Origin of the sequence: Paenibacillus rhizolycopersici (genome assembly GCF_014947195.2) — a bacterium.
Classification (GTDB): domain Bacteria; phylum Bacillota; class Bacilli; order Paenibacillales; family Paenibacillaceae; genus Fontibacillus; species Fontibacillus rhizolycopersici.
Genome location: NZ_JADCNN020000035.1, coordinates 1 through 22,966 on the forward strand (window position 1 = coordinate 1; position 22,966 = coordinate 22,966).

Sequence of the window (22,966 nt, forward strand, 5' to 3'; positions counted from 1 at the left end):
AGGCTGCCCCGCGAGCGGCTGGCGCGCCGCGGCGGAGCCGCCGCTGGCAAGCGCTCGCCCAGCGGGCGGCGCCGGAGTAGCGGCCGCCGCGCTGCCAGGGCCGGAAGCCTCCGCGCCTTGTGCCGGCGGCCTCGGCTCGCCAAGGCCCACTTGCGGCAGCTTGCCTGCCGAAGGCGGCACCGGCGCGCTCGTCTGCGCCGCTGTCCAGGCGTCGCGTCGCGCTTTCGCCTGCATCGCAGCGTGGATCTGCTCGCGCAGTTCGCGTCCCACCTGCTCGATGTCATGCGAACTTGTCGTTGCCGATGGCTTGCGAATGAAGTCGAAAGCGCCTAGTTCCAACGCCATGATCGTCTCTCGCATGCCCTGCTCGTTAATACCGGACAACATGATCACCGGCAGCGGATGCTCCTTCATAATAACCTTAAGCGCATCCAGGCCATTCATTTCCGGCATTTCCACATCCATGGTCACCAAATCCGGCTGGATCCGCGCGATCTGTTCAATCGCTTCGCGTCCGTTTTTGGCCGTCGCCTGGACCTGAAAGGCCTCCTCTTGTTCGATGAGATCCGAGATGATCTTACGCATAAACGCCGAATCGTCTACCACCATCACTCGATAAGTCATCAACGTTCCACCCCTGTTCCTTCACGAAGAATCATTTTGCTAGTTTTAACCATTTATGCATAAATCCCTTGATTCCCGATAAAGTATCCCTCGACTTGGTTTGCGGAACATTCAGATAATCCAAAGCCAAGCGTTGAATGTCTCGCGCTGCCGAGCAACCGGGGAAAGCGATGGAGAAAGGAACCTGTTTTTTGACCGCCTGCATCACATGGGTATCATCGCTGAGATAGCCAAGCGTGGGGATATCCATGTCGAGGAAACGCCCCGCGACCAGTGAAATCTTATCGGCGACCTGTTTGGCTTCATGCTCCCCCGAGACCCGGTTAATGACCAACCGAAACGGTACATCCGCCTCCATTCCGTGTACGACCTTGATCAATGCATAGGCGTCGGTGATCGAGGTCGGCTCCGGTGTCGTAACGACCAGACATTCATCGGCCGCAGTGATGAACTTTAGCGTTTCCTTAGATAATCCTGCTCCGGTATCAAAGAGGATGAAATCCATCTCCTCGGAAATCATCTCGATCTGCGAAGTGAAATAATTGAGATCCCCTTCGGAGAGGGAGAACAAATCGGCAAGTCCCGAGCCCCCCGCAATAAAAGGTAAAGCATGCGAGCCCAGTTCCACGATCTCGGTGATGTCCTTTTCCCCCTTCAGTAGGTGGTACAGGTTATACCTCGGTCTGACGCCCATCAAAACGTCGATATTCGCCATTCCGATATCAGCGTCGAAAAGCAGTACCTTACGTCCTAAAGACTTTAAGGCCAAGGCAAAATTCAACGTGAAGTTGGATTTGCCTACACCGCCCTTGCCGCTGCTCACGGTCAAAATTCGGGCTGATCCTTTGCGGACCTTTGACTCTGCTGGGCCTACATGTGACGATACCAGTTGTCTGAGTGCTTGGGCCTGGTCGCTCATGGCTTCCATTCTCCCAGCAAAATATCAACCAACAGTTTCCCATCAGCCTGAAGCAAATCATCCGGTACATTTTGACCGTTGGTCAGGAATGATAACTTCAGAGGGTACTCATTTAACAGATTATAAATCGAGCCTACCGTTTCCGTTTCATCTAGCTTCGTAAAAATCACCTTATCCAAGTTGTATTTGCTAAAATGCTCGGTGATTCGCTTCATATCCTGTGTTTTGGAGGTCAAGCTGAGAACGAGATACGTCTCGCTGGCATCCGACGGAGCAAGCAAACTATGCAGCTCTGCCACGAACAGCTCATTCAGATAATTCCTCCCTGCGGTGTCCATCAGGATGAGGTCGCAGTGTTCTAACCGTTGCATCGCGCGCTGCACATCCCCGGGAGATTGGACAATCTCGAGTGGAACGTTCAGGATGGAGGCGTAGGTTCGTAACTGTTCAATAGCCGAAATCCGATAAGTATCCGCAGTGATGAACCCAACCTTCTTGTGCAATCGAAAGATTTGATCGGCTGCCAGCTTGGCAATGGTTGTCGTTTTTCCTACTCCGGTAGGCCCTGCAATGTAAACGATCCTCGTGTTATCGCCAATCCCCATCCCAATACGGTCATTCAGGAAGCCGCTGACAATGGCTCGCAGTTTGGTTTCCATCTCTTCGCCGCTTAAAGTTTTGCCGGAGCTTAGCCAGTCCTCGTAGATCTCTTCGATCCATTTCTCTGTAAGCTCCGAACTCACTTCCTGGTTGATGAGCTGCTGTTGGAAGGAATGCAAGCTCGGCGGCATTTCTCGGCCGTCGCCTTGCTTCTTGGCCAGCTGACCGATCCACATCTTCATTTGCCGAATCTCTTCGAGCAAGCGCTCTTCCTTGGCGGAATCTTGGAAAGTTAGCACTGAGGCGGATTCCTGATCGGCTGCACTTTGAAGCGCAGCCTCCAACCGAGCCGACGCCGAGCTCGGCGCTGTGTCTACCGAAGCTTGGCGTATTTCCGGTTTAACCGATTGCGGCTTTACGATAGGAGCAATCGGGGTGATGATTGGCTCCTCCCTTTCTTGCAAACCGATCGCCGTCAATGCGGAGGAAGCTGCCGCAACTTGCGGGGAAGCGGTCGACTGTACCAATTGCGACGTTTTGCGATAAGCCTCCGGTACGGTTTGGCGAGCGACCGGAGCAGGTCCCGGCGGCTTTGCCGGAGTCACCGGCATGGCTGGTTTTCCTCTCTGCGCAGGTGCTGCATTCCCCTCGGTAGCGGCGATCACCTCGATCTTCTTCTTCTGGAACATGCCGAGGAAACCGCCAATCTTCATCTCTTTCGTACTCAAGATGACGGCATCCGCTCCTAGTTCGCTGCGGATTTTCAACATGGCGTCAGGCATTGTGTCAACGATATATCGTTTGACTCTCATAAATTCACCACCCCGACACTTTGAATTTCAACATTCGGTTCCAACTCACTGTAGGATAATACCGGAATGTCCTGCATACTCCGCTCGATAACTTGCCGCAAATACATCCGGATTGTCGGCGAGGTGAGCAGGATCGGCTGATGGCCCGTCTGCACTAAACGGTTGATCTGCTCTGTCAGCTTCTGGAATACCGTTTGCGTTGATGCCGGATCCAGTGCCAAATAGCTGCCTTGTTCCGTCTGCTGTACGCTCTCGGCGATTTTCTTCTCCAGGGTAGGTCCTACGGTAATGACCCGCATCGTTTCGCCCGGCTGGGTAAACTGCTGCGTAATTTGTCGGGAGAGTGCCTGTCTGACATATTCGGTCAGTACTTCCGGATCCTTGGTGTATGTTCCGTAATCCGCCAGCGTTTCAAAAATCGTCACCATATCGCGAATCGAAATCTTCTCTTTCAACAATTTAGCCAGTACCTTCTGCACGTCACCGATCGACAGTACCGATGGGATTAACTCGTCGACAAGCACGGCATAGTTCTCCTTGAGATTGTCGACCAGGGCTTTGGTCTCTTGACGGCCGAGCAGCTCATGCGCATGCTTCTTGATCAATTCCGTCAAATGGGTGGCCACCACGGATGGCGGATCAACCACGGTGTAACCGGACAATTCCGCCCGATCCTTGGTCGCTTCGTCGATCCATAGAGCCGGAAGACCAAACGCAGGTTCGCGGGTCTCGATACCTGTTATCGTATCGTCATCCATCCCGGGACTCATGGCCAAATAGTGATTAAGTAGTAATTCACCGCCGCCTACGACATTTCCTTTAATTTTGATGACATATTCGTTCGGTTTTAGTTGAATATTGTCGCGAATTCGGATGACGGGAACGACCAAACCTAATTCAAGCGCACATTGGCGCCGAATCATGATGATTCGGTCCAGCAAATCCCCGCCCTGCCCGGTATCGGCCAGCGGAATAAGTCCATATCCGAATTCGAACTCGATGGGATCAACCTGCAGCAGATTGATGACGCTCTCGGGACTGCGCACCTCTTCGATTTGTTGCTCCTCCTCTTGTTGCTCCTGCTCGATTTGCCGGCGGTCCATATTTTTCTGCATCTTAAGGGCCGCAAAAACCATTAATCCGGCGAATGGATAAGTCGTCCATATCCCGATCGGCGTAAACGTCCCTAGCAGGGCGATCGTCCCGGCTACGATATAGAGCAGCTTCGGATAGGTAAACAGTTGACCCGTAATATCATCCGCCAAGTTCCCTTCAGAGGAAGCGCGCGTCACGATCAAACCGGCCGCCGTGGATATCAGCAATGCCGGGATTTGGCTGACCAAGCCATCCCCGATCGTCAAGAGCGAGTATGTCGAAAGCGCATCGGGAAAGCTCATGCCGTGAATCGTCATCCCGATGATAAAGCCCCCGATCAGGTTGATCAGGAGGATGATGATACTCGCGATCGCATCCCCTTTAACGAATTTACTCGCACCGTCCATGGCGCCGTAAAAATCCGCTTCCCGTTCGATCTTGCTGCGGCGCTCACGTGCTTGTTGCTCGTTAATGAGCCCTGCGTTCAAATCGGCATCGATACTCATTTGTTTCCCTGGCATCGCATCCAGTGTAAACCGCGCCGCAACCTCGGCCACGCGTTCCGAGCCTTTGGTAATGACGATAAACTGAACGACCACGAGAATCAGGAAGACGACAAAACCGACAACGGGTTCCCCGTGGGAAACCCATGAACCGAAGGTGGCCACCACGTGGCCGGCTTTGGCCTGTCCCAGAATCAACTTGGTAGTCGACACGTTTAGCGCCAAACGGAATAAAGTCGTGATGAGCAGCATTGCCGGAAAGATGGAAAACTGCAGTGCTTCCTTGGTGTTCATCGAAACAAGCAAAATGATCAGCGCTAACGAAATATTAATGATCAGCAAAATATCCAGCAGCCAAGTCGGGATCGGAACGATCATCAGCAAGACGATGCCAATTATGCCAACAAGAATAAATAGGTCCTTAAATTTCTTCACGTTAGTTCCCCTCCGATCCCATTATGATTTGGCTCTGCCTTTTATTCGGTATACATAAGCCAACACTTCGGCGACAGCTTGAAACAAATCCGCGGGGATCGTATCCCCGATTTCGGTTCGTTGAAACAACGCCCGTGCCAGCGGCTTGTTTTCCATCGTAATCACGCCATGTTCCTTGGCGATTTCTTTAATGCGGAGGGCAACGTAGTCTTGCCCTTTGGCGATGACTTGCGGGGCATCCATTTCAGACCCGTCATACTTTAGAGCGACCGCAAAGTGGGTAGGGTTGGTAATAATGACATCGGCTTTCGGCACTTCCTGCATCATCCGTTGCAGAGCCATTCGCCGTTGACGTTCCCGAATTTTCCCCTTGATAATCGGATCGCCTTCCATTTTCTTGTATTCATCTTTGATGTCTTGTTTGGACATCTTCAAGCTCTTCTCATGCTCATATCGCTGATACATGTAATCCAGGGCCGCGAGCACAATCAAGGCCGCCGCAATTTTGATCCCCAAATTCATCGTTAGCTGGGCTGCGAAATGAAAAGTATCATCCACCGGTAAATGTCCCAGCGCAGAAAGACTTCCACGATACCCCCAAATCGTCGAGTAAACGAGATAACCTATAATCAGCAATTTAAAGAGGGTCTTGAGAAACTGTACCAATGATCGCATGGAAAAAATGTTCTTAAATCCTTTGATCGGGTCCAGTTTGCTAAACTTCATTTTGAGCGGTTCTCCGATAAACAGGAAACCGATCTGTGCGTAGTTGGCAACGATCGCCACCACCACGACGACCAAGAAGATTGGAGCCAGCAACAATAGCACTTGAACCGTGTAATCCCCCATCATGGTCATCACGTTGGTTTGCGTCACTTCCATCGACAATCGGTTATAGAACACGTCGACGAACAGGCTGACCAACCGTTCCTTGATATAACCGCCGAATGCTGTCAGACATAAGAAGCCCGCCATCAATAGCAAGGCCCCGGTCAATTCCTGGCTTTTGGCCACTTGACCTTTCTTACGGGCGTCCTGACGTTTTTTCGGAGTCGCTTTTTCCGTCTTTTCACCGGCGAACAGTTGCAGATCAAGCGAATACCGATATGACATAGCGATCCTCCATCCTACTTCGGCCTTTGTCCGATCGCACCGAGCAGATCATGCAGCGCACGGAACAACACCTCGAACAAAGATTGAAACGCAACGATAAAGCCAGGTACAAGCACCAACAGAACAAGTAAACCAACAATGATCTTTACCGGAATGCCAATGACAAAAATGTTAAATTGCGGAGCCGTTCGAGCCAAAAAACCTAATGCCACGTCGGTGACGAATAAGGCGACGATAAGCGGAGCCGACATTTGAAATGCCAACAAAAACGCCTGGCTGAAGGTTTGCACGAGAAATTCGGCCAAATCCCCGTTGTAGATTTGCTGAAACAGATCATTAGACAACGGAATCCAGTTATAACTTCGAATGACCGCATCCAGCAAATAATGATGTCCGTTCATGCTAAGGAACATCAACGTAGCTATGATGTACTTCAGGTTCCCTAGAACAGGCGCCGCCGCTCCGGTCATGGGATCGATCACGTTCGCGATCCCGAAACCGATTTGTATGTCGATGAAGGATCCGGCCATTTGAATGACCGAAAAGATCAGATTCGCGACATATCCCATCAGCAGACCGACCAACACCTCACGCAAAATAAACAACACATACCCCAAATCGTTAGGTAACGCTTGATTCGGGCCAATCGTCAACAGAATGACAACCGCAATCATCCCTGAGAAGCCTACCTTAAATGTATTCGGCACCGTTCGAGAAGAAAATATCGGTGAAACTACAAAAAAGGCTGTCATTCGACAAAAAATAAGCATAAAAGTAGAAATTCCGTGCAATAAAGTATCCATCATTGCGGTAACCTAACCGATATAACTAGATAGGTTATTTAGAATCCCATAGGTGAAGTCCACCAGCGTCGTCAAAATCCAAGGACCAAACAACAGCAAAGCGACTAAAACCGCAACGATTTTGGGAACGAAGGCAAGCGTTTGCTCCTGGATTTGGGTCGTTGCCTGAAAAATACTCACCAAGAGCCCCACCACTAGACCGATCAACAGCATCGGCGCGCTGACCTTTAACACGGTATAAACGGCTTGTCCGGCCAAACCGATAATAAATTCCGAACTCATTACCGCTGTTCTCCTTCCCTGAACCCATACCCTTATTCCTAGGTATTAAAGCTGACCAACAGTGATTTGACGATCAAATACCATCCATCCACCAGCACGAACAGTAAGATCTTGAACGGCAGTGAGATCATAACCGGAGGCAGCATCATCATCCCCATCGCCATGAGCACGCTGGATACAACAATATCGATGATTAGAAACGGGATAAAAATCATAAAGCCCATTTGAAACGCCGTTTTCAGTTCGCTGATCGCAAAGGCGGGCACCATAACCGAAATTGGAATGTCCTCGTAGCTTTTGGGCTTTTCCATTTTCGTATAGCCCATAAACAGCTGAAGATCTTTGGTTCTCGTATGCGAGTACATGAACTTCTTCATAGGAACCGCTGCTTTGTCCAAAGCTTCGGATTGGGTAATTTCCCCTTTGATATAAGGCTGAACCGCGACCTCGTTGACGGTAGAGAGCGTTGGGCTCATTACAAATAACGTCAAGAACAAAGCAAGTCCAATCAGCACCTGGTTCGGAGGCATCTGCTGTGTTCCCAAGGAGGTACGGACAAACCCCAAAACGACGACGATTCGGGTAAAGCTTGTCATTAGCACTAAGATCGCAGGTGCGATGCTCAGTACCGTGATCATTAAGATGATCGACAATGAACTCGTCCCTGACGCCCCGCCCGAGCCTGAATTCCCGATTTGAATCCCGATATTCGGAATCGGATCAACCGGTTCAGCCGATGCGATGGAGACCGCGAGTAGGCTCCATATCGTCAACATCAAGCTGACAATCAACAATTTTCTCTTCATGAATCCCTCGACCGATCTGTAGATTGTTCTTCCGGATCCTGCAATAGTTCCTCCATTTGCCGTTTCCGGTCCGGCATCTTCCGTAATTGCGATTGAAACACCTCATGGAAAGCGACTCCGTCTAGCTCTTCTTCCTCTCGAGGCGGTTCTTTGCGAAAACGGGAGATCAAGCCGGATAAGGTCGACGACAATCCGGCAAATTCCGTTCCTTCTTCTGCGAAGGCATTCACCAGCAAGGCTACCTCGTCCGGCCCGGATATTTTGTCCACCAGGGAAATATCCTCACCGACACCGACAAGATAGATACTCCCCCCGAGTTCAATCACTTGCAGGGATTTGTTCGGTCCGAGGCCAATGGCCCCCAAAGTACGAATCGCACGACTCTGGGATAAATACCGGTTCCTTTTGCCAAGAAAGCGGACCAGTAAGACGATTAAAGCAATGATTAGGCCCAGAACTACGATGACGGTAAACAAGTTCCCCCAAAGGTTGACATCCCCAGAATACGGGAGAGACTCCTGCGGATTATTCATCGCTTAGCTTACACCCCAAGCGTTTTGTTGATCGCTTCGATTACTCGGTCGGATTGGAAAGGCTTCACGATAAAGTCTTTTGCTCCGGCTTGAATCGCATCGATAACCATCGCTTGTTGTCCCATCGCGGAGCACATGATCACTTTCGCGTTCGGGTCCAGCTTCTTAATCTCTTTCAACGCGGCAATGCCGTCCATCTCAGGCATCGTAATGTCCATCGTGATCAGATCCGGGTGAAGCTCTTTAAATTTCTCGATGGCTTGTGCGCCGTCTTGTGCTTCACCTACGACTTCAAACCCGTTTTTTGTCAAAATATCACGGATCATCATTCTCATAAATGCTGCGTCGTCTACGATAAGAATTCGGTTAGCCATTGATATAAAATCCTCCCTAAACTTCTACTATTGTAATTTTTGAATGCGGTCCCACTGGCTTACGATATCCGTGACGCGTACGCCGAAGTTTTCATCAATGACGACAACCTCGCCCTTAGCGATCAGTTTGTTGTTCACAAGAATATCCACGGGCTCACCGGCGAGCTTGTCCAACTCGATTATAGAGCCTTGGGATAACTCCAGGATATCTTTAATTTGCCGTTGGGTCCTCCCTAATTCTACGGTGACTTTAAGGGGTATGTCCATCAGTAAGTTTAAATTATTTTCGTCCACATGACCAAAGGATGGATTTCCCAGATTAGCGAACTGTACAGGCTGTACATTCAAATTACGTCCCGGGGCTGCACCATAATGATGCGGCTCGCCGTAAGGCTGACCTTGAGGCGGATATCCATAAGGCGCCGGTTGCCCATAGCCATATCCATCTTGCATCGGCGGCTGTTGCATCGGCGGCTGCTGCATGGGTTGGGACGGCTGTTGGTAAACCGGTGCCTGCGGTGCTGGCTCAGCATGCGGCGCGGCGGCGGCAGCACTTTCCATGGCGCCTGTATTGGGTTCTGATGCCGACCCACTGATCAAGCTGTCCACCATCTCCTTAGCAAACTTAACCGTAAGCAGTTGCATGATGGTGGAATCGATCAAATCCCCGATCGTTAATCGGAAGGAGATTTTAATGAGCGGATCCGCCTCTGGCAAGCTGCTCAGCCCATGCCCGTCAGACATATTCAGGATATCGATGCCGGGCGGTGAGATATTGACAAACCGGTTAAAAATCGTTGACATCGACGTCGCCGATGAACCCATCATTTGGTTCATGGCTTCCTGTACGGCACTAATATGGATTTCGTTCAATTCTCCCTCTTCGGGATTCCCTTCTCCGCCGAGCATCAGGTCCGCAATGACCTGGGCATCTCTCGTCTTGATGACCAACGAGTTCATCCCTTCAAATCCGTCCACATATTCAACATGGATGGCCACATGCGGTTTTGGAAACTCGGCTTCAAATTGGGCCCGCGTAATGACGGAGACTTTTGGCGTCGTGATGTCCACCTTTTTATTCAACAGAGTGGAAAGCGCCGTAGCCGCACTGCCAAACGTAATGTTCCCGATTTCTCCCAGTGCGTCCTGCTCCAAAGGCGTCAGTACGTCGTTTATGGTCGGCTCTTGAGCCGTATCTTGATTGGCTTGTTTTAGTAAAGCGTCTATCTCTTCCTGGGACAAGTAATCATTGCTCGTCAAGTTCCTCAACTCCTTCGCTGACAATTTCATCAATTTGGATCGCAATCCGATCTTTGATCGTTCCGGGGCTACCGATATACTTCAACCTGTCCCCCACACGGATTTGCAGTCCATCTTGAACGGGTTTGTTCAATGAGATCACGTCACCGACGGATAATCCCAGGAACTCGCGGATGGTGATCTGAGATTCACCCAGCTCCGCAATGATCGGCAGCTTGGCTTTGTTCACCCGATTTCGCAGCGCATCGACTTCTTCAGGTGCACGCGATTTCTTCTGGGAGACAAACCAATGGTGAACCGAAAGTTTAGGCATGATCGGTTCGATCACGACATGCGGTATACATAGGTTAATCATGCCTGACGTATCTCCGATTTTGGTGCTTAGCGAAATCAATGCGATTGTCTCGTTCGGCGATACGATTTGCATAAATTGAGGATTGGTTTCCAGCCCCTCCATCCGCGGATTAATATCCACGATCGTCCTCCAGGCTTCCTGCAAGCTCTCAAAGGCACGGCTGAAAATCCGCTCCATAATGATCGTTTCGATCTCTGTTAGCGTTCCAATCTTCGAAGGTGCCGCTCCGAGGCCTCCCAATAGCCGGTCCAGCATGGCAAAAGCGACGTTGGGATGCACTTCCAGCACCATTCTTCCTTCAAGCGGCTCCGCTTCAAAAATGTTCAAGATCGTCATTTTCGGGATGGAGCGGATAAACTCGTCATAGGGTAGCTGCTCTACCTGAACGACGTTAATTTGTACAAACGTGCGCAACTGAGCTGAAAAATAGGTGGTGAGATAACGGGCAAAGTTCTCATGTATCCGGGTCAAGCTCCGAATATGATCTTTGGAAAATCTCACCGCTCTCTTAAAATCATAAGAGCGGATCTTCTTCTGCGTCTCTTCCTTTTTCAGTTCCTCGGCGTCCATTTCGCCCGACGATAACGCAGCAAGCAGCGCATCGATCTCGTTCTGCGACAACACATCAACCAAACATCTCACCCCCTTAGAAAAATCCGTATTCGTTCGATATTAATTAGATTGTCGTCATGATGAAGTCGGTAATATCGATTTGAATCAATTTCCCTTCCGGCAGTGACTTGTTGATCAGGTTGAGCAATTTGGAGCTTAGATTGTCTTTCCCCAATGCACCTGTCAATTCCTCCGGCTTGGTATCCGCCAACGTTTTTATGATAATGGGTTTGATTTTGTAGTCCTTGATTTTGTCGAAGGCTTCCTTGGAAACCTCATTATCCAATTGGAAAGCAAAATCAATGACCACAACGTAATCCGGCTCGGACAAATTCGTTTTGATGTCGTCGAGCGTTGAAGTGACCTTCACGATCTCGTCCACCGACAATTTCTCCGGTTCAGCTACGCTATTGACAGCAGCATTCACCTCGGTACCAGGCGCGGGTTTATTCATTTGATTCACCAGCAGGAAGGCGGCCAATACGATTAATGTGATTGCAAGCAAAATCGTGATTAGCCAAGGCAGCATTTTTTTCATGACCATTCCTCCGTTTGTTGCACTTTAATAGTTGCTGCGTGGATGCCGATATCCCGATAATACGCTTGGATCATCGCAATAACATCGGCCGCCTTCTCCAGCACGATAATACGCTTCCCTGTGATCAGGGTGACGTAAGTATCCGGCGTTTCTTCTACGGTCTCAATCATGATGGCGTTCAGCCACATTTGAGAACCGTTCAAGCGTGTAACAGAAATCATGATTTCCCTCCTAGGCGATCAAGGAAGCGGGGGAAACAGCCGGGGAAAGGGTTCCCTCCCCCCGGCTACCCCTTCGCTTAACGTTTCAGATTAACTACTTCCTGAAGCACTTCGTCAGAGGTGGTGATGATCCGCGAATTCGCTTGGAAGCCCCGCTGCGCTACGATCATCTCGGTAAATTCTCCCGTCAGATCGACGTTGGACATTTCCAATTGTCCAGAGACGAGAGCGCCGGTCCCGGCTTCCGCATTATTCGGGTTCGTGTAGGCCAACTCGCCGTCAGCTACGGCATTCAGGGACACCCGGTAAAGGTTGCCTCCAATCTTCTCCAAGCCTTCCGGGTTGGTAACTCTGGCCACGCCGATGACGGCTCCCGCTTCCGTCCCACCTTCGGCGTTTTTCAGCATCATTGTTCCGTTAGAAGCGATCGTAAAGGCGGTTACCGCTTCAAAATCGATGGGCTCAATGACATCGCCATCGCTATTACATACTAGCAAACCGTCTGAAGTAACCAGTTGGCCAGATGCATCCAAATGAAAGTCTCCCGCACGAGTCAGGAAAGGAACCTCTTGATCCGCCGTCAGCTTCACGAGGAAAAATCCGTCCCCATCGATCCGTAGATCCAGGGGATTGTTCGTCGTCATCGCGCTGCCGCCGGTATGTAACGTATCGATGGAGCCGATGGATACCCCTAAGCCGATTTGTTTGGCGTTAACGCCACCAGATTCGCCATCAACCGGTGCGGTAACCCCGGCTACCGTCTGGCTCATGATATCCTTAAACATCACGCGTCCGGATTTGAAACCTACTGTATTTACGTTCGCAATATTGTTGCCGATAACGTCAAGCTTGGTTTGAAAGCCGCGCATCCCGGAAACGCCAGAATACATAGATCTTAACATGCGTTCTCATTCCTTCCAGTGATAAAATAACTTGCTTTAGCTGCTTCAGTCGATCCGCAGCCGATGGCTCCCGTAACCGGTCCAGCCATATTAAGAGATGATGACGGCGCTGTCGATTTGCGTGAATACGTTATCCTTCATACTGCTGCCGTCCATTGCGGTAACGACGGTACGATTATTCACATTGACGATAAGGGCCATGTCTTTCAGCAATATCAAGGAATCCTTGGCTCCCTTTGCAGCAGCACTATCTATCGCTGATTCGATCTTGTTCAACTGCTCCGGTTGCAGTTCGATTCCGCGTTGTTCCAACCGCTTCACCGCATGGTTGCTGAAATGGACCAGCCGGTCTTCCAGCATATCCTTGAAATTGGTTCCCGTCGTAGCTGTCGAATGGTTTCTGTTCGGCGTCAGCGCACTAGGTCCGATTCTTCCTGTGTACAGCTGCCCTACTCGGATCGGCCCGTTCATGATGGGTCCGCTCCTTGACCAGCTCCGCCGGTTTCCTCAGCAGGATCACCAACCTGTTCGATATCGGAGATTTTAACTTCCTTATCTCCCACCTTGACGTAGTGAACACCGTCACGAACAATAATGGAATCAACGATACCGCTTTCCTTCTCAACCACAACTTCGGATTGACCTGTCGCAACATCATAGTTACCTGTTTTGGTTGAGCTGACCCAAGTCACCTGTTTCCCAATCAGTCCGGAATCATTGCCTAATGATCGGCCTAGATTGGATAGCTGTTCAGAGATATTGGTCAGTTGCTCTACCGAGGAAAACTGAGCCATTTGAGCGACCATTTGTGTATTATCCATCGGGGATAAGGGATCTTGATTTTGCATTTGGGCCATCATCAGTTTCAGAAAAGCATCTTTGCCCATTTCGTTGGTTTTCGTGCTAGCCTTCTGAACATTGTTCTGTGAATAATTCGGCCACATCACTGAAGGTGAATACGTATCTGCCACGGAGGTACCTCCTTTCTGCTTTTTATGCTCTAGCGACAAAGGAACTGCCGTAGTTTTGCTCCTTGGCTCTGACCTCGGCAACCCACTCGTTCCATTCCTCATTCATATCATGAATGGCCAGAGTATCGTCCTCCATCAGTGGACGGCGTTTTTCACTTTGCTGCTGCCCCGCTCCGCTGCCGGACTGGCGACCATCATGGTACATATGGGACGACAGTGCCGAGTTTTGCGTGACTTCCAACTTGTTCACCTGAAGCCCCTGGGACTGTAACGCCGTTCTCAGTTGCGCCATTTGCTGCTCCAGAGATTCCTTGGCAAAAGCATGCTCTGTCATGAATTGGGCGGTTAATTGCCCGTTTTGCATCGTAATTCGTACGTCAACTTGTCCTAAATGCTCCGGATAAAGCGAGATTCTCGCTTCAGATACGCCTTTCAGATTCACGATATCCAGCTTGTTAACCAGGAAACCGCTCATTTCTTTGGCGAACTGTTCAACCGGAACCGGCTTGGCTACATGCTTGACGGAAATGATGCCGCTATCCCGGATCGCAAGTTGTCCCGCGGTCACGATTTGTCCTGTTGGAACGGAATCCTCGTGTTCATTAGGTTCCATCGTTAGGTCGTCAACTGCCGTATCGGTTTCCAGCGCTGAGTAAATCGCGTGAACTGCTGCCGTATTGCTGCCTGTCTTTGTGCTGTGCTGAGCGGTCTGTGCATTCCCTTGATTTAGCATATCGCCGCCCGAGCTGCCTTGTGGGTTAGCTCCTGCACCTTGATTTGCCGTAAGGACTCGCGGGTGTATTCCTCCAACCGATTCGGTTCCTTTTCCGCCATTCAGCTTCGTTTCGACCGAATCAGGGAGTGTATCCAGCATCCCTTGCAGCGTATCCAGCATGACTCCGGCTTGTCCTTGCGCGTTCGATGTCAGCTTCGCGGTATTCGATTCCGTTGCAGCCAACAATTGCACCAACGCATCCTGTACCGCAAAACGCATCGTCTCTGGCTGTTGCGCCAGCGCCGGCAGTACATTAGCTTCTTCAGCCACCGCTGTTCCCGACGTTGGAGTCGTGTTCGTCTGCTGCAATAAGGTCTGGACATTTTGTAGCCAGCCTTGCAATGCCGCCATCAACGATGGGTCCGCTTGAAGCGCTTCATCCAATTTCGGCAGCTGCTGCAGCAGTCCTTCGATCATGGCTGCTAGCGTACTGTCCGTTGCGTCGGATGTAGCCGCTTCTGTGGTTTTCTGAAGTCCAGCCAAGGTCAGCAGTTGGGCAGAAGTTTGTCCTTCCTGTGGCTGAGCATTGCCAAGCAGCATGGAAAGGAGCTTCTGGTCAAAAGACAATGCCGTATTAGGCGTAACTTCCGACTTGCCTGCCGATCCATACCATAACGAATTAACAGATCCCGCTTTGCTTCCATTTACTTGAGTTACGGTTTGATTCATCTTGTTCTCACCTCCTTTCAAGAGTAATTTTCAGTCCATATTCACTTGCTAACCAATTGATTCAAAATCTTCACCGACGTTTTCTCATCGGTTTTGGCCATTTCCGCCAAAATTTTCGATCGAGTGGTTCCATTGACCGACTTCATGATCTTAAGTCCCTTTTCCGGACTCAGCTTATACGTTTGAAGAATGAGTTTGGCGGCATCTGCCGCAGCCATCGATGAGAAAGTCTGACTGAGCTCGGTATCATCCAGCCCTGTTCCGGTTGTGGCGGTGGCAGCATCCGCAGCCGATTCCATTTTGAGTCTGGACTGCAGTGCGGCGATCGCCAAATCCTCGGACGTATTGACATCCTTCAGCTTGATCGAAATATCGGCTGCCTTCTGTGGATCCATCTTTTCCAAAATGGCCACTTTACTCTCATTACTCATCACACTCAGCATTTGCAGCGTCTCTTCCGTTGACAGCTTGTCGAAGATTGCCGCTGCTTTGCTTGGGCTCATCTCCGCATAGAGATTGGCCAGCTTCTTAACTTCCTTCTGGTAGGCTTCCGCTTCCGTCGATTGTTGCTGTTCATTCTCTTGCTGTTGAACAGTAGCAAGCTGATCCTGTAACTCTTTGACTTTCTCCTGCTGCTGGGACGCTTGCTGGTTCGCCGATTGCAGCTGCGCCTGCTGTTTTGCAAGCTGATCTTTGAGTTCTTTCACAGTCGCCTCGGTACTCTCCTGCTGCTTCTGTTCTTCCTCCGCAGCTTGCTTCAACTCACCCTCTGGAACTTCAGGATCCGGGACCAAATTCTTCACAACGGGAATCCGGTTTCCCCAATCGAACAGCGTATTGCGGAAGTCAATGTTGAATAAGGTTAAAAGCACACCTAACAGGACAACCGTAAAAAGAATAGGGGTCATAAAGAACAGAAAACGCGAGAATCCGCCTCCCGACTCTTCTTCTAATTCTTCATCAAGCACTGTTTTTGCCATCTTGTTTCCCTCCTTCGAACAACCGTATGGGCGCCCGCTTTCCTTATCGGGCTCTCATGGCGAACCGGACCGTGGCCATTTCATCCAGCTCGTTTTGTTCCCGAAGAAGCATATCGTGCTGAAATTTATCCATGGCTTTCTCTTTCGCTTTAAGCCATACCTTCTCGTCCAGCATTTTCCCCTTTAATACCGTCTTCTTGTGCTCTACCTTCTGTTCGGCTACGCGAATATCGCCTTGCTTCCTCTCGATCGCTTGATCGATGAAGCCCATATATCGTTGAAGTTCCTGCAGTTTGATCATGGAGGCAGTGTTCTCTACTTCGGCTGCGATCACCGCAGCGATACTGGCTTTCTCCTCCAACAACTGCTCCAGCGAACGTTGCTCCGACTGCAGTTCGCCAACGGCAGCGGACAGCATCCATTCAGCCTGCGTCTTTTCGTTGGATTTCAAATCGACTACTTTTTGATAGACGTAACGGAACTTCATACTTTACGTTTCATCTCCTTGCGAATTCGGAAATTAGCCGTTCCTGCACTTCAGTGAGCTTCACTTTCTCATTGACCTTCTGTTTCGTAAAGTTCCATATCTCTTGGATCGCGCCGATCGCTTCGTCGATATCCGCGTTGGAGCCCGGCTGATACGCACCGATATTGATCAAATCCTCGGAATCCTTATACACGGCCATCAGCCGCTTCAGGTTATCGGCCGCCTCATTCTGGTCGTCCGTCACGATATCCTTCATCACCCGGCTAATGCTCGCCAGAATATCAATCGCGGGAAAATGCCCCTTATTCGCGATCCCGCGGTTCAGCACGATATGGCCGTCCAAGATTCCCCGGACTGCATCGGCAATCGGTTCATTCATATCGTCGCCGTCAACGAGTACGGTGTAGAAAGCGGTAATCGATCCGGTAGGCCCGGTTCCCGCACGCTCCATTAATTTCGGTAATGCAGCAAACACGGAAGGGGTATATCCGCGCATAGCCGGCGGTTCCCCAACTGCTAGTCCTACCTCGCGAAGTGCCATCGCATAGCGAGTAACGGAATCCATCATGAGCATGACGTTAAGGCCGCGATCCCGGAAATACTCAGCGATCGTTGTGGCAATCAAAGCCCCCTTCATCCGGATCAAAGCCGGTTGATCGGAGGTTGCCACGACGACGACGGAACGTTCCAACCCTTCGGGGCCAAGATCCCGTTCAATAAAATCTAGCACCTCACGCCCCCGTTCCCCGACAAGCGCGATCACGTTAACGTCTGCCGAAGTGTTACGAGCGATCATCCCCATCAACGTACTCTTTCCGACCCCGGAGCCGGCGAATATCCCAACCCGCTGGCCTTTGCCGATTGTTAACAGACCATCGATAGCTCGCACCCCGATGCCTATTGGCTCGGTAACTCTCGGACGATTCAGCGGATTCATTGGTTTGTTGTAGGTTGAATAATGTCCCATCCTCGATGGCAACAGGGACCCGTCCAGCGGTTGACCCAAGCCATCCAGCACCTTACCGAGCAGTTCGGATCCAACCTGAACGGTCAGCGGTTTGCCGGTCCCGACGACATCACATCCGGGACCAATCGCTTGGAGCTCGCCCAGCGGCATAAGCAACACCTTGTTATCACGAAACCCAACCACTTCGGCTTGGAGTGGTTGAGCGGCCTTGCTGGGGTAGATATAACATAAATCGCCTATGCTGGCGTCCGGGCCTTCGGATTCGACCATCAGCCCGATGACCTGTGTCACTTTCCCGTTGATTCGGATCGGATCAAGTTGCCTAAGGTGATCGATATAACGTTCAGCTCTCAACATCGTCATACGCCTGACCTCGCTCCTCCGTTTGTAGAGAAACCCGCAATAGTTCTTTTTTGATCTCCGACAACTGGGTATCGATTCTGGCGTCAACGCTGCCGAAAGAGGAGCGAATGACACAACCGCGATCCTTCACCGTTGGATCCGGTAGGATCTGAAGTTCGGCCTGCGAGTCGATAGCTAGACTCAGTTCTTCGCGGGCCGCCTGTACGAAAGCGAAGTCGCCCGGCGAAACGCATAACGTTAGAATTCCCTGCTCTCGTTTGCGAGCTAGGCTCTTCTTGATCAGGTCCATCGCGTAATCCGGCTCAAGCTCAAGCTGCTTGTCGATGATTTTCTCGGCTATCGCGCAGCTCAATTCAACCACGAACGGCTCCGCTTCCTGAATGATGCGTTCTTTCTCAACATAAGCATGTTGCAGGACCGAACCGGCTTCGTTCATCATCTCGTCGATGCGGGAGCGCATTGTTTCTTCTGCCTGTGTTTTTCCTTCTTCATAACCCTGATTGAAGCCCTCCGCCTTCAAAGCTTCAATCATATGCTCGTCCTGTTCGCGGCGTTCTTGCCACCAGGCTTCGATTTGCTCGCGGGCTTCGGCTAACATAAGTTCCGCCTGCTCCGCAGCCTCCCTTACCTGTCGTTCGGCAAACTCCTTGGCATCGGCCAGCATTTGTCGTCTCGTTTCTTCTGCTGCAAGATCTTCAACAGAAGGGCTGTGAACGCTCGTTTTCTCGGTTTGTGCAGAAGGTGTGTCCTCAGCAGAGGTATGGATCTTAGCTAAATTTAGTTGTTTTAAGATTTCGACCGGTACGTATTGAGACACCTTGATCAAATTAGACAATGATGTCATCTCCTCCGCCGCGGGCGATAATAATCTCACCGGCTTCTTCCAGTCTGCGGATCGTAGCTACGATGCGGGTTTGTGCCTCTTCCACATCACGCAACCGCACCGGCCCCATGTATTCCATTTCTTCCTTGAATGTCTCGGACATCCGTTTCGACATATTGCGGAAGACGGCCTCGCGGACTTCTTCGCTGGCCACTTTGAGGGCAAGCTGCAAATCGGCGTTCTCGATATCGCGGATAATTCGTTGGATCGAACGATTGTCGATGTTGACGATATCCTCGAAGACGAACATCCGCTTTTTGATTTCTTCGGCCAACTCGGGATCCTGGATTTCCAGCGAGTCGAGGATGGTTCTTTCGGTTCCCCGGTCGACCCCATTCAGAATCTGTACGATGGACTCGATACCGCCAGCGCTGGTGTAATCCTGCGTAACCGTTGCGGAGAGCTTCTGTTCCAGCACGCGCTCGACCTGAGCGATGACCTCCGGTGAAGTACTGTCCATAACCGCGATTCTTCTCGCGACCTCCGCCTGCTTCTCCTGCGGAAGCGAAGACAGGATGGCAGCCGCTTGTTCGAATTGCAAGTAGGACAAAACCAAAGCGATCGTTTGCGCGTTTTCGTTCTGAATAAAGTTGAGAATTTGATTCGGATCTGCCTTACGGGCAAAATCGAAAGGCCGGACCTGCAAAGTTGCGGTCAGGCGGTTGATGATATCCACCGCCTTCGATTGGCCCAGCGCTTTCTCCAGAATTTCCTTGGCGTAATTAATGCCGCCCTGGGTGATATACTCCTGAGCAAGGCAGATCTGGTGAAACTCCGCCATAATCATTTCTTTTTCCGTGCCGTCGACTTTACGAACGTTGGCGATCTCCAGGGTGAGCTGCTCGATCTCATCATCCCGCAAGTGCTTGAAAATTTGCGCTGACACCTCGGGCCCTAACGTAATCAACAATATGGCTGCCTTCTGCTTCCCGCTCAAACCCGGGCTCGATGTTTTTGACAATGCGTTCACCTCTATTCATCAGCCAGCCAGGTGCGAAGCAAGTTAACGAATTCGTCAGGCTTCTTCTTGGCCAACGTTTCCAGTTGTTTGCGCACTTGGTTTTCATTCGTGACCGTATCCAGATTAATGGACGGGAATTCCGGCGTAAGCGGCAAAGCGAGATCTTCTTCCGCTTCCGTCGCTTTCTTGCGGCGGCGGAACAAGACGATTCCGAGACCTGCCAGTGCCAGCAGAGCCGCGCCCCCCACACCCCAGACCAACGGGCTCGACAAACTCAAACCGCTGGTTTGGGTCGCGTCCGAATGGAATGGCTGGGACAACACTGAAACTTTTTTCTGCAATTCTTCGTCTGTATAGGTAGTACCCGAATCTGCCAGGTAGGAACCGACGATGTTTTTTAAGATATTTTCAATCGCGGACTGCGTATTCTCATCCAAAGTATCTTGACCAACTGGTGGTTCAACAGCCACGTTAATGGTTAAATCCTTTATAACGTATGGACTAGCGATAATATCCTTCGTAATCCGATTAACTTCATAGTTGATTGTCGACGAGCTCTCTTCCGAAGACGATCCCCCGCTTGTTTCTGCTGAAGGATAATTAACGACGTCTTCTTGACCGGTACCTGGAACTCCGCTAGTCGGACTAGCCGCTCCGGTATAGCTCTTCTGCACTTTTTGTGCGCTAATTTCGATACCTTTCATATTTTCGGTATCCACCGGTGTTACAAGATTATCCTTCTGGCTAACCTGGTCAAAATTCAGCTTTGAAGCAACCAGCACTTCGATTTTGTCCGGACCGGTTAGTCTGGAAAGGAACTGCTTCACGCTTTGGCGAACATCGCTTTCGAATTTCTTCTGCAGGGCCATGTTCTCCTGAACCGCCGTGGTTAACGACCCCGTTGCTCCACCTTGTCCACTTGGCAACAATACGGTGTCATCACTCGACGAAAGCGAGATATTTTCTACCGGCAAATTCGGAACCGAAGTCTTTACCAAATTGAAATACCCGTCAATGGCTTCCTGATTCGGCCGGTACCCTGGCTTGAACGAGAGGACGATCGAAGCCGACGCCTTCTCCTGGTCTTCCGGGCTGGCGAATACATTCTCCGCTGGAAGGTTGAGAAGCACCTTAGCGTCATTGATTCCCTGCATGCGCTTCAGCAGTTTTTCAACTTCGCCATTAATGGCGGTTTTATACTTCACGTTAAATTCATTGTCGGTCATGCCGATTAAGGAAGAACTCTCATTAAAGGCATCCAAACCGATTGACCCACTCTGTACGATCCCTTGCGAACCGACATCGACCTTAACCCGTGCTGCCTCCTTGCTAGGCACCGAGATCGTGGAACCGTCCGGCCCCAGCTTGTACGGAACCCCGCTGGATTCTAGGTAATTGATGATTCCTGCCGCATCGGTTGAATCGAGGCCGGTAAATGCCACGTCATATTCCGTTTTGGAAAATTGGATCGTCAGCAGGATGATGGCAAGCAGCGCAAAAGTTACGGTTGCGATAATAAATGTTTTTTGTTTTTTACCAAATTGGTTCCAGTACCCTAGCATTCGATCTCGGTACTGTGTAATTCTCTCATTCACAATGTCACCTCATCCGAGCATGTTCAGTCCTTAAATTTGCGTACGCATAATCTCTTGATAAGCTTCTATCACTTTATTCCGGACTTGCGTAGTCAACTGCAAACTTAACAAGGCTTGCTCCGAGGCGATCATCATCTCATCGGCATTTACTTTCCCTAACAGAAACTGGCTATTCACCTGTTGTGCATTGGTTTCCTGTGCAGCAACTCCGTCCAGCGCATCGCTAAGAAAAGAACTGAATTGCTTCATGGATTCCGCAGGCGTGAGATTCTGCGCATTGCCGGACGTTTGCGTTCCTGTCACCGGCTTTAAGGAGTCAAAACTCATTCTCTCGATCAACGTGCAACACTCCTAACTACGAATTATGTTATCTTTTCTAGTCTATTTACCGATTTGCAAGGCTTTGGTAAACATCGCTTTGCTGGCGTTAAGCGCCGTAACGTTAGCTTCATAAGAGCGGGTTGCCGAAATCATGTCTACCATCTCTTTCAAAACATCGACATTCGGCATATAGACATACCCTTCACTGTCTGCATCAGGATGTGTCGGGTTGTAAACCGGTTTAAATGGCGAGGCATCTTCTTGAATTTTCGTGATTTTTACCCCTTGGCTACTCGCATCCTTACCCATAGCCGAATTCAAGGCACGATCGAAATCCATCTCCTTGGGTGCCATAACAACCGTTTTGCGCCGGTAAGGAACAGCTTTGCCGTCCTCAATCTTGGCCCGAGTCGTATCGGCATTAGCGATATTAGAGGAAATCACGTCCATACGAAGACGTTGTGCGGTTAATGCGGAAGAACTAATCCCAAAACTGTCATTGATATTCAATGCCGATTATCTCCCTTCAACGGCGGTACGCTTCATTTTAATCAAATAATTCATTTGCTCGACATAAGCGTTATATCTCAGTTGATTTTCGGCAAGTTTTGTCATTTCGCTGTCGATATCGACGTTATTCTGGTTGTTGTTCATTGCCGTACTTTGATCCGTGCCTACGACCGGTTCAGGAACCTCGTTCGTTGGACCTATAACGAAATGCCTCACGTTCGTTCTCCTTCCTTGGAGCGCAGGCATACCGTCGTTCATCTCTGCTTGCAGCATGCTTTCAAAAGACACGCTGGATCTTTTAAAGTAAGGGGTGTCCACGTTCGCAATATTATTGGAGATAACCCCTTGCCGAAGATTTGCGGCCTGAATCGCGGTATCAAGCCTGTCAAATCCCACCCCATTCAACAACTGCACATTAGTTCCCCCCTTAGTCTCATTCGATCTTAATCATTAATGATTCTACAAACAATAGACAAATCCTCTTTTTTCGACATTTTTTTTGCTAATTATTGTCTTTTAATTGTCTTTCTTACGTCCTAGACATGAATGCTGTTTAATAATGTCATATATCCTAAGTTTCAAGGAGATTCGACATTATTACAATAAGAAAAAAGCCCTATCTTTCATGACTTTGACATCGTTTTTGGTCAAAAATGCAAATTTTACATAATAATCGTCAAAAACCAACATCATCCAT

27 protein-coding genes are annotated in these 22,966 nt (G+C 50.1%); all 27 read right to left on the minus strand.

The window, feature by feature from the left end; all coding sequences use genetic code 11:
- A partial coding sequence (locus IM700_RS23315) for a response regulator (RefSeq protein WP_239484138.1) occupies positions 1-624 on the minus strand: 624 nt, incomplete at its 3' end.
- 31 nt (positions 625-655) lie between these two features.
- Positions 656-1,543 carry a MinD/ParA family protein gene (locus IM700_RS21995; RefSeq protein ID WP_193415223.1) on the minus strand — a complete coding sequence of 296 codons (888 nt, stop codon included), beginning with the start codon at positions 1,541-1,543 and terminating at the stop codon, positions 656-658.
- Complete coding sequence (gene flhF / locus IM700_RS22000; protein WP_193415222.1) at positions 1,540-2,955, minus strand: flagellar biosynthesis protein FlhF; 1,416 nt, start codon at positions 2,953-2,955, stop codon at positions 1,540-1,542. The genes IM700_RS21995 and flhF overlap by 4 nt, the downstream gene beginning before the upstream one ends.
- Entirely contained in the window at positions 2,952-4,988 is a 2,037-nt protein-coding gene (gene flhA, locus IM700_RS22005; protein ID WP_193415221.1) for a flagellar biosynthesis protein FlhA, read from the minus strand. Before flhA ends, flhF begins: the two co-directional genes overlap by 4 nt.
- Positions 4,989-5,009: 21 nt before the next feature.
- The gene (gene flhB / locus IM700_RS22010) at positions 5,010-6,101 is read right to left on the minus strand and encodes a flagellar biosynthesis protein FlhB (protein ID WP_193415220.1); all 1,092 of its coding nucleotides are present in this window, start codon (positions 6,099-6,101) and stop codon (positions 5,010-5,012) included.
- 14 nt (positions 6,102-6,115) lie between these two features.
- Positions 6,116-6,904, minus strand: a complete 789-nt coding sequence (gene fliR / locus IM700_RS22015; protein ID WP_193415219.1) for a flagellar biosynthetic protein FliR — start codon at positions 6,902-6,904, stop codon at positions 6,116-6,118.
- A gap of 12 nt (positions 6,905-6,916) precedes the next feature.
- On the minus strand, positions 6,917-7,186 hold the full coding sequence (gene fliQ / locus IM700_RS22020) for a flagellar biosynthesis protein FliQ (protein WP_059045330.1): 270 nt from the start codon (positions 7,184-7,186) through the stop codon (positions 6,917-6,919).
- Positions 7,187-7,224: 38 nt separating this feature from the next.
- Positions 7,225-7,992 (minus strand): flagellar type III secretion system pore protein FliP, encoded by a 768-nt coding sequence (gene fliP, locus IM700_RS22025; protein ID WP_193415218.1) that lies wholly within the window; start codon positions 7,990-7,992, stop codon positions 7,225-7,227.
- A complete protein-coding gene (locus IM700_RS22030; RefSeq protein ID WP_155607311.1) occupies positions 7,989-8,525 on the minus strand; it encodes a FliO/MopB family protein in 537 nt (178 codons plus the stop codon). Before IM700_RS22030 ends, fliP begins: the two co-directional genes overlap by 4 nt.
- Positions 8,526-8,533: 8 nt before the next feature.
- A complete protein-coding gene (locus IM700_RS22035) occupies positions 8,534-8,899 on the minus strand; it encodes a response regulator (RefSeq protein ID WP_009223016.1) in 366 nt (121 codons plus the stop codon).
- Between the two features lie 27 nt (positions 8,900-8,926).
- Complete coding sequence (gene fliY / locus IM700_RS22040) at positions 8,927-10,159, minus strand: flagellar motor switch phosphatase FliY (RefSeq protein WP_193415217.1); 1,233 nt, start codon at positions 10,157-10,159, stop codon at positions 8,927-8,929.
- Complete coding sequence (fliM, locus tag IM700_RS22045; RefSeq protein ID WP_193415216.1) at positions 10,146-11,147, minus strand: flagellar motor switch protein FliM; 1,002 nt, start codon at positions 11,145-11,147, stop codon at positions 10,146-10,148. The genes fliY and fliM overlap by 14 nt, the downstream gene beginning before the upstream one ends.
- Before the next feature lie 43 nt (positions 11,148-11,190).
- Positions 11,191-11,664, minus strand: coding sequence for a flagellar basal body-associated FliL family protein (locus IM700_RS22050; RefSeq protein ID WP_193415215.1), 474 nt, complete (start codon positions 11,662-11,664; stop codon positions 11,191-11,193).
- Positions 11,661-11,885, minus strand: coding sequence for a flagellar FlbD family protein (locus IM700_RS22055; protein ID WP_155607315.1), 225 nt, complete (start codon positions 11,883-11,885; stop codon positions 11,661-11,663). The genes IM700_RS22050 and IM700_RS22055 overlap by 4 nt, the downstream gene beginning before the upstream one ends.
- A gap of 77 nt (positions 11,886-11,962) precedes the next feature.
- The gene (gene flgG, locus IM700_RS22060) at positions 11,963-12,787 is read right to left on the minus strand and encodes a flagellar basal body rod protein FlgG (RefSeq protein ID WP_193415214.1); all 825 of its coding nucleotides are present in this window, start codon (positions 12,785-12,787) and stop codon (positions 11,963-11,965) included.
- Between the two features lie 90 nt (positions 12,788-12,877).
- The gene (locus IM700_RS22065) at positions 12,878-13,258 is read right to left on the minus strand and encodes a TIGR02530 family flagellar biosynthesis protein (RefSeq protein ID WP_193415213.1); all 381 of its coding nucleotides are present in this window, start codon (positions 13,256-13,258) and stop codon (positions 12,878-12,880) included.
- Positions 13,255-13,758, minus strand: a complete 504-nt coding sequence (locus IM700_RS22070; RefSeq protein ID WP_193415212.1) for a flagellar hook assembly protein FlgD — start codon at positions 13,756-13,758, stop codon at positions 13,255-13,257. Before IM700_RS22070 ends, IM700_RS22065 begins: the two co-directional genes overlap by 4 nt.
- A gap of 22 nt (positions 13,759-13,780) precedes the next feature.
- The gene (locus IM700_RS22075) at positions 13,781-15,202 is read right to left on the minus strand and encodes a flagellar hook-length control protein FliK (RefSeq protein ID WP_193415211.1); all 1,422 of its coding nucleotides are present in this window, start codon (positions 15,200-15,202) and stop codon (positions 13,781-13,783) included.
- A gap of 41 nt (positions 15,203-15,243) precedes the next feature.
- Entirely contained in the window at positions 15,244-16,182 is a 939-nt protein-coding gene (locus tag IM700_RS22080; protein WP_193415210.1) for a MotE family protein, read from the minus strand.
- Positions 16,183-16,225: 43 nt separating this feature from the next.
- Positions 16,226-16,669 (minus strand): flagellar export protein FliJ, encoded by a 444-nt coding sequence (gene fliJ / locus IM700_RS22085; protein ID WP_193415209.1) that lies wholly within the window; start codon positions 16,667-16,669, stop codon positions 16,226-16,228.
- 10 nt (positions 16,670-16,679) lie between these two features.
- Entirely contained in the window at positions 16,680-17,999 is a 1,320-nt protein-coding gene (gene fliI / locus IM700_RS22090) for a flagellar protein export ATPase FliI (protein ID WP_155607321.1), read from the minus strand.
- The gene (locus tag IM700_RS22095) at positions 17,980-18,834 is read right to left on the minus strand and encodes a FliH/SctL family protein (RefSeq protein ID WP_193415208.1); all 855 of its coding nucleotides are present in this window, start codon (positions 18,832-18,834) and stop codon (positions 17,980-17,982) included. Before IM700_RS22095 ends, fliI begins: the two co-directional genes overlap by 20 nt.
- A complete protein-coding gene (fliG, locus tag IM700_RS22100; protein WP_155607323.1) occupies positions 18,827-19,843 on the minus strand; it encodes a flagellar motor switch protein FliG in 1,017 nt (338 codons plus the stop codon). Before fliG ends, IM700_RS22095 begins: the two co-directional genes overlap by 8 nt.
- A gap of 11 nt (positions 19,844-19,854) precedes the next feature.
- Positions 19,855-21,438: a flagellar basal-body MS-ring/collar protein FliF gene (fliF, locus tag IM700_RS22105; protein WP_193415207.1), complete on the minus strand. Its 1,584-nt coding sequence runs from the start codon at positions 21,436-21,438 to the stop codon at positions 19,855-19,857.
- Positions 21,439-21,468: 30 nt separating this feature from the next.
- The gene (gene fliE, locus IM700_RS22110; protein WP_239484139.1) at positions 21,469-21,777 is read right to left on the minus strand and encodes a flagellar hook-basal body complex protein FliE; all 309 of its coding nucleotides are present in this window, start codon (positions 21,775-21,777) and stop codon (positions 21,469-21,471) included.
- A gap of 42 nt (positions 21,778-21,819) precedes the next feature.
- A complete protein-coding gene (gene flgC / locus IM700_RS22115) occupies positions 21,820-22,269 on the minus strand; it encodes a flagellar basal body rod protein FlgC (RefSeq protein ID WP_155607324.1) in 450 nt (149 codons plus the stop codon).
- A 6-nt stretch (positions 22,270-22,275) separates the two neighbouring features.
- Positions 22,276-22,683: a flagellar basal body rod protein FlgB gene (gene flgB, locus IM700_RS22120; protein WP_193415206.1), complete on the minus strand. Its 408-nt coding sequence runs from the start codon at positions 22,681-22,683 to the stop codon at positions 22,276-22,278.
- Positions 22,684-22,966 lie beyond the last annotated feature (283 nt).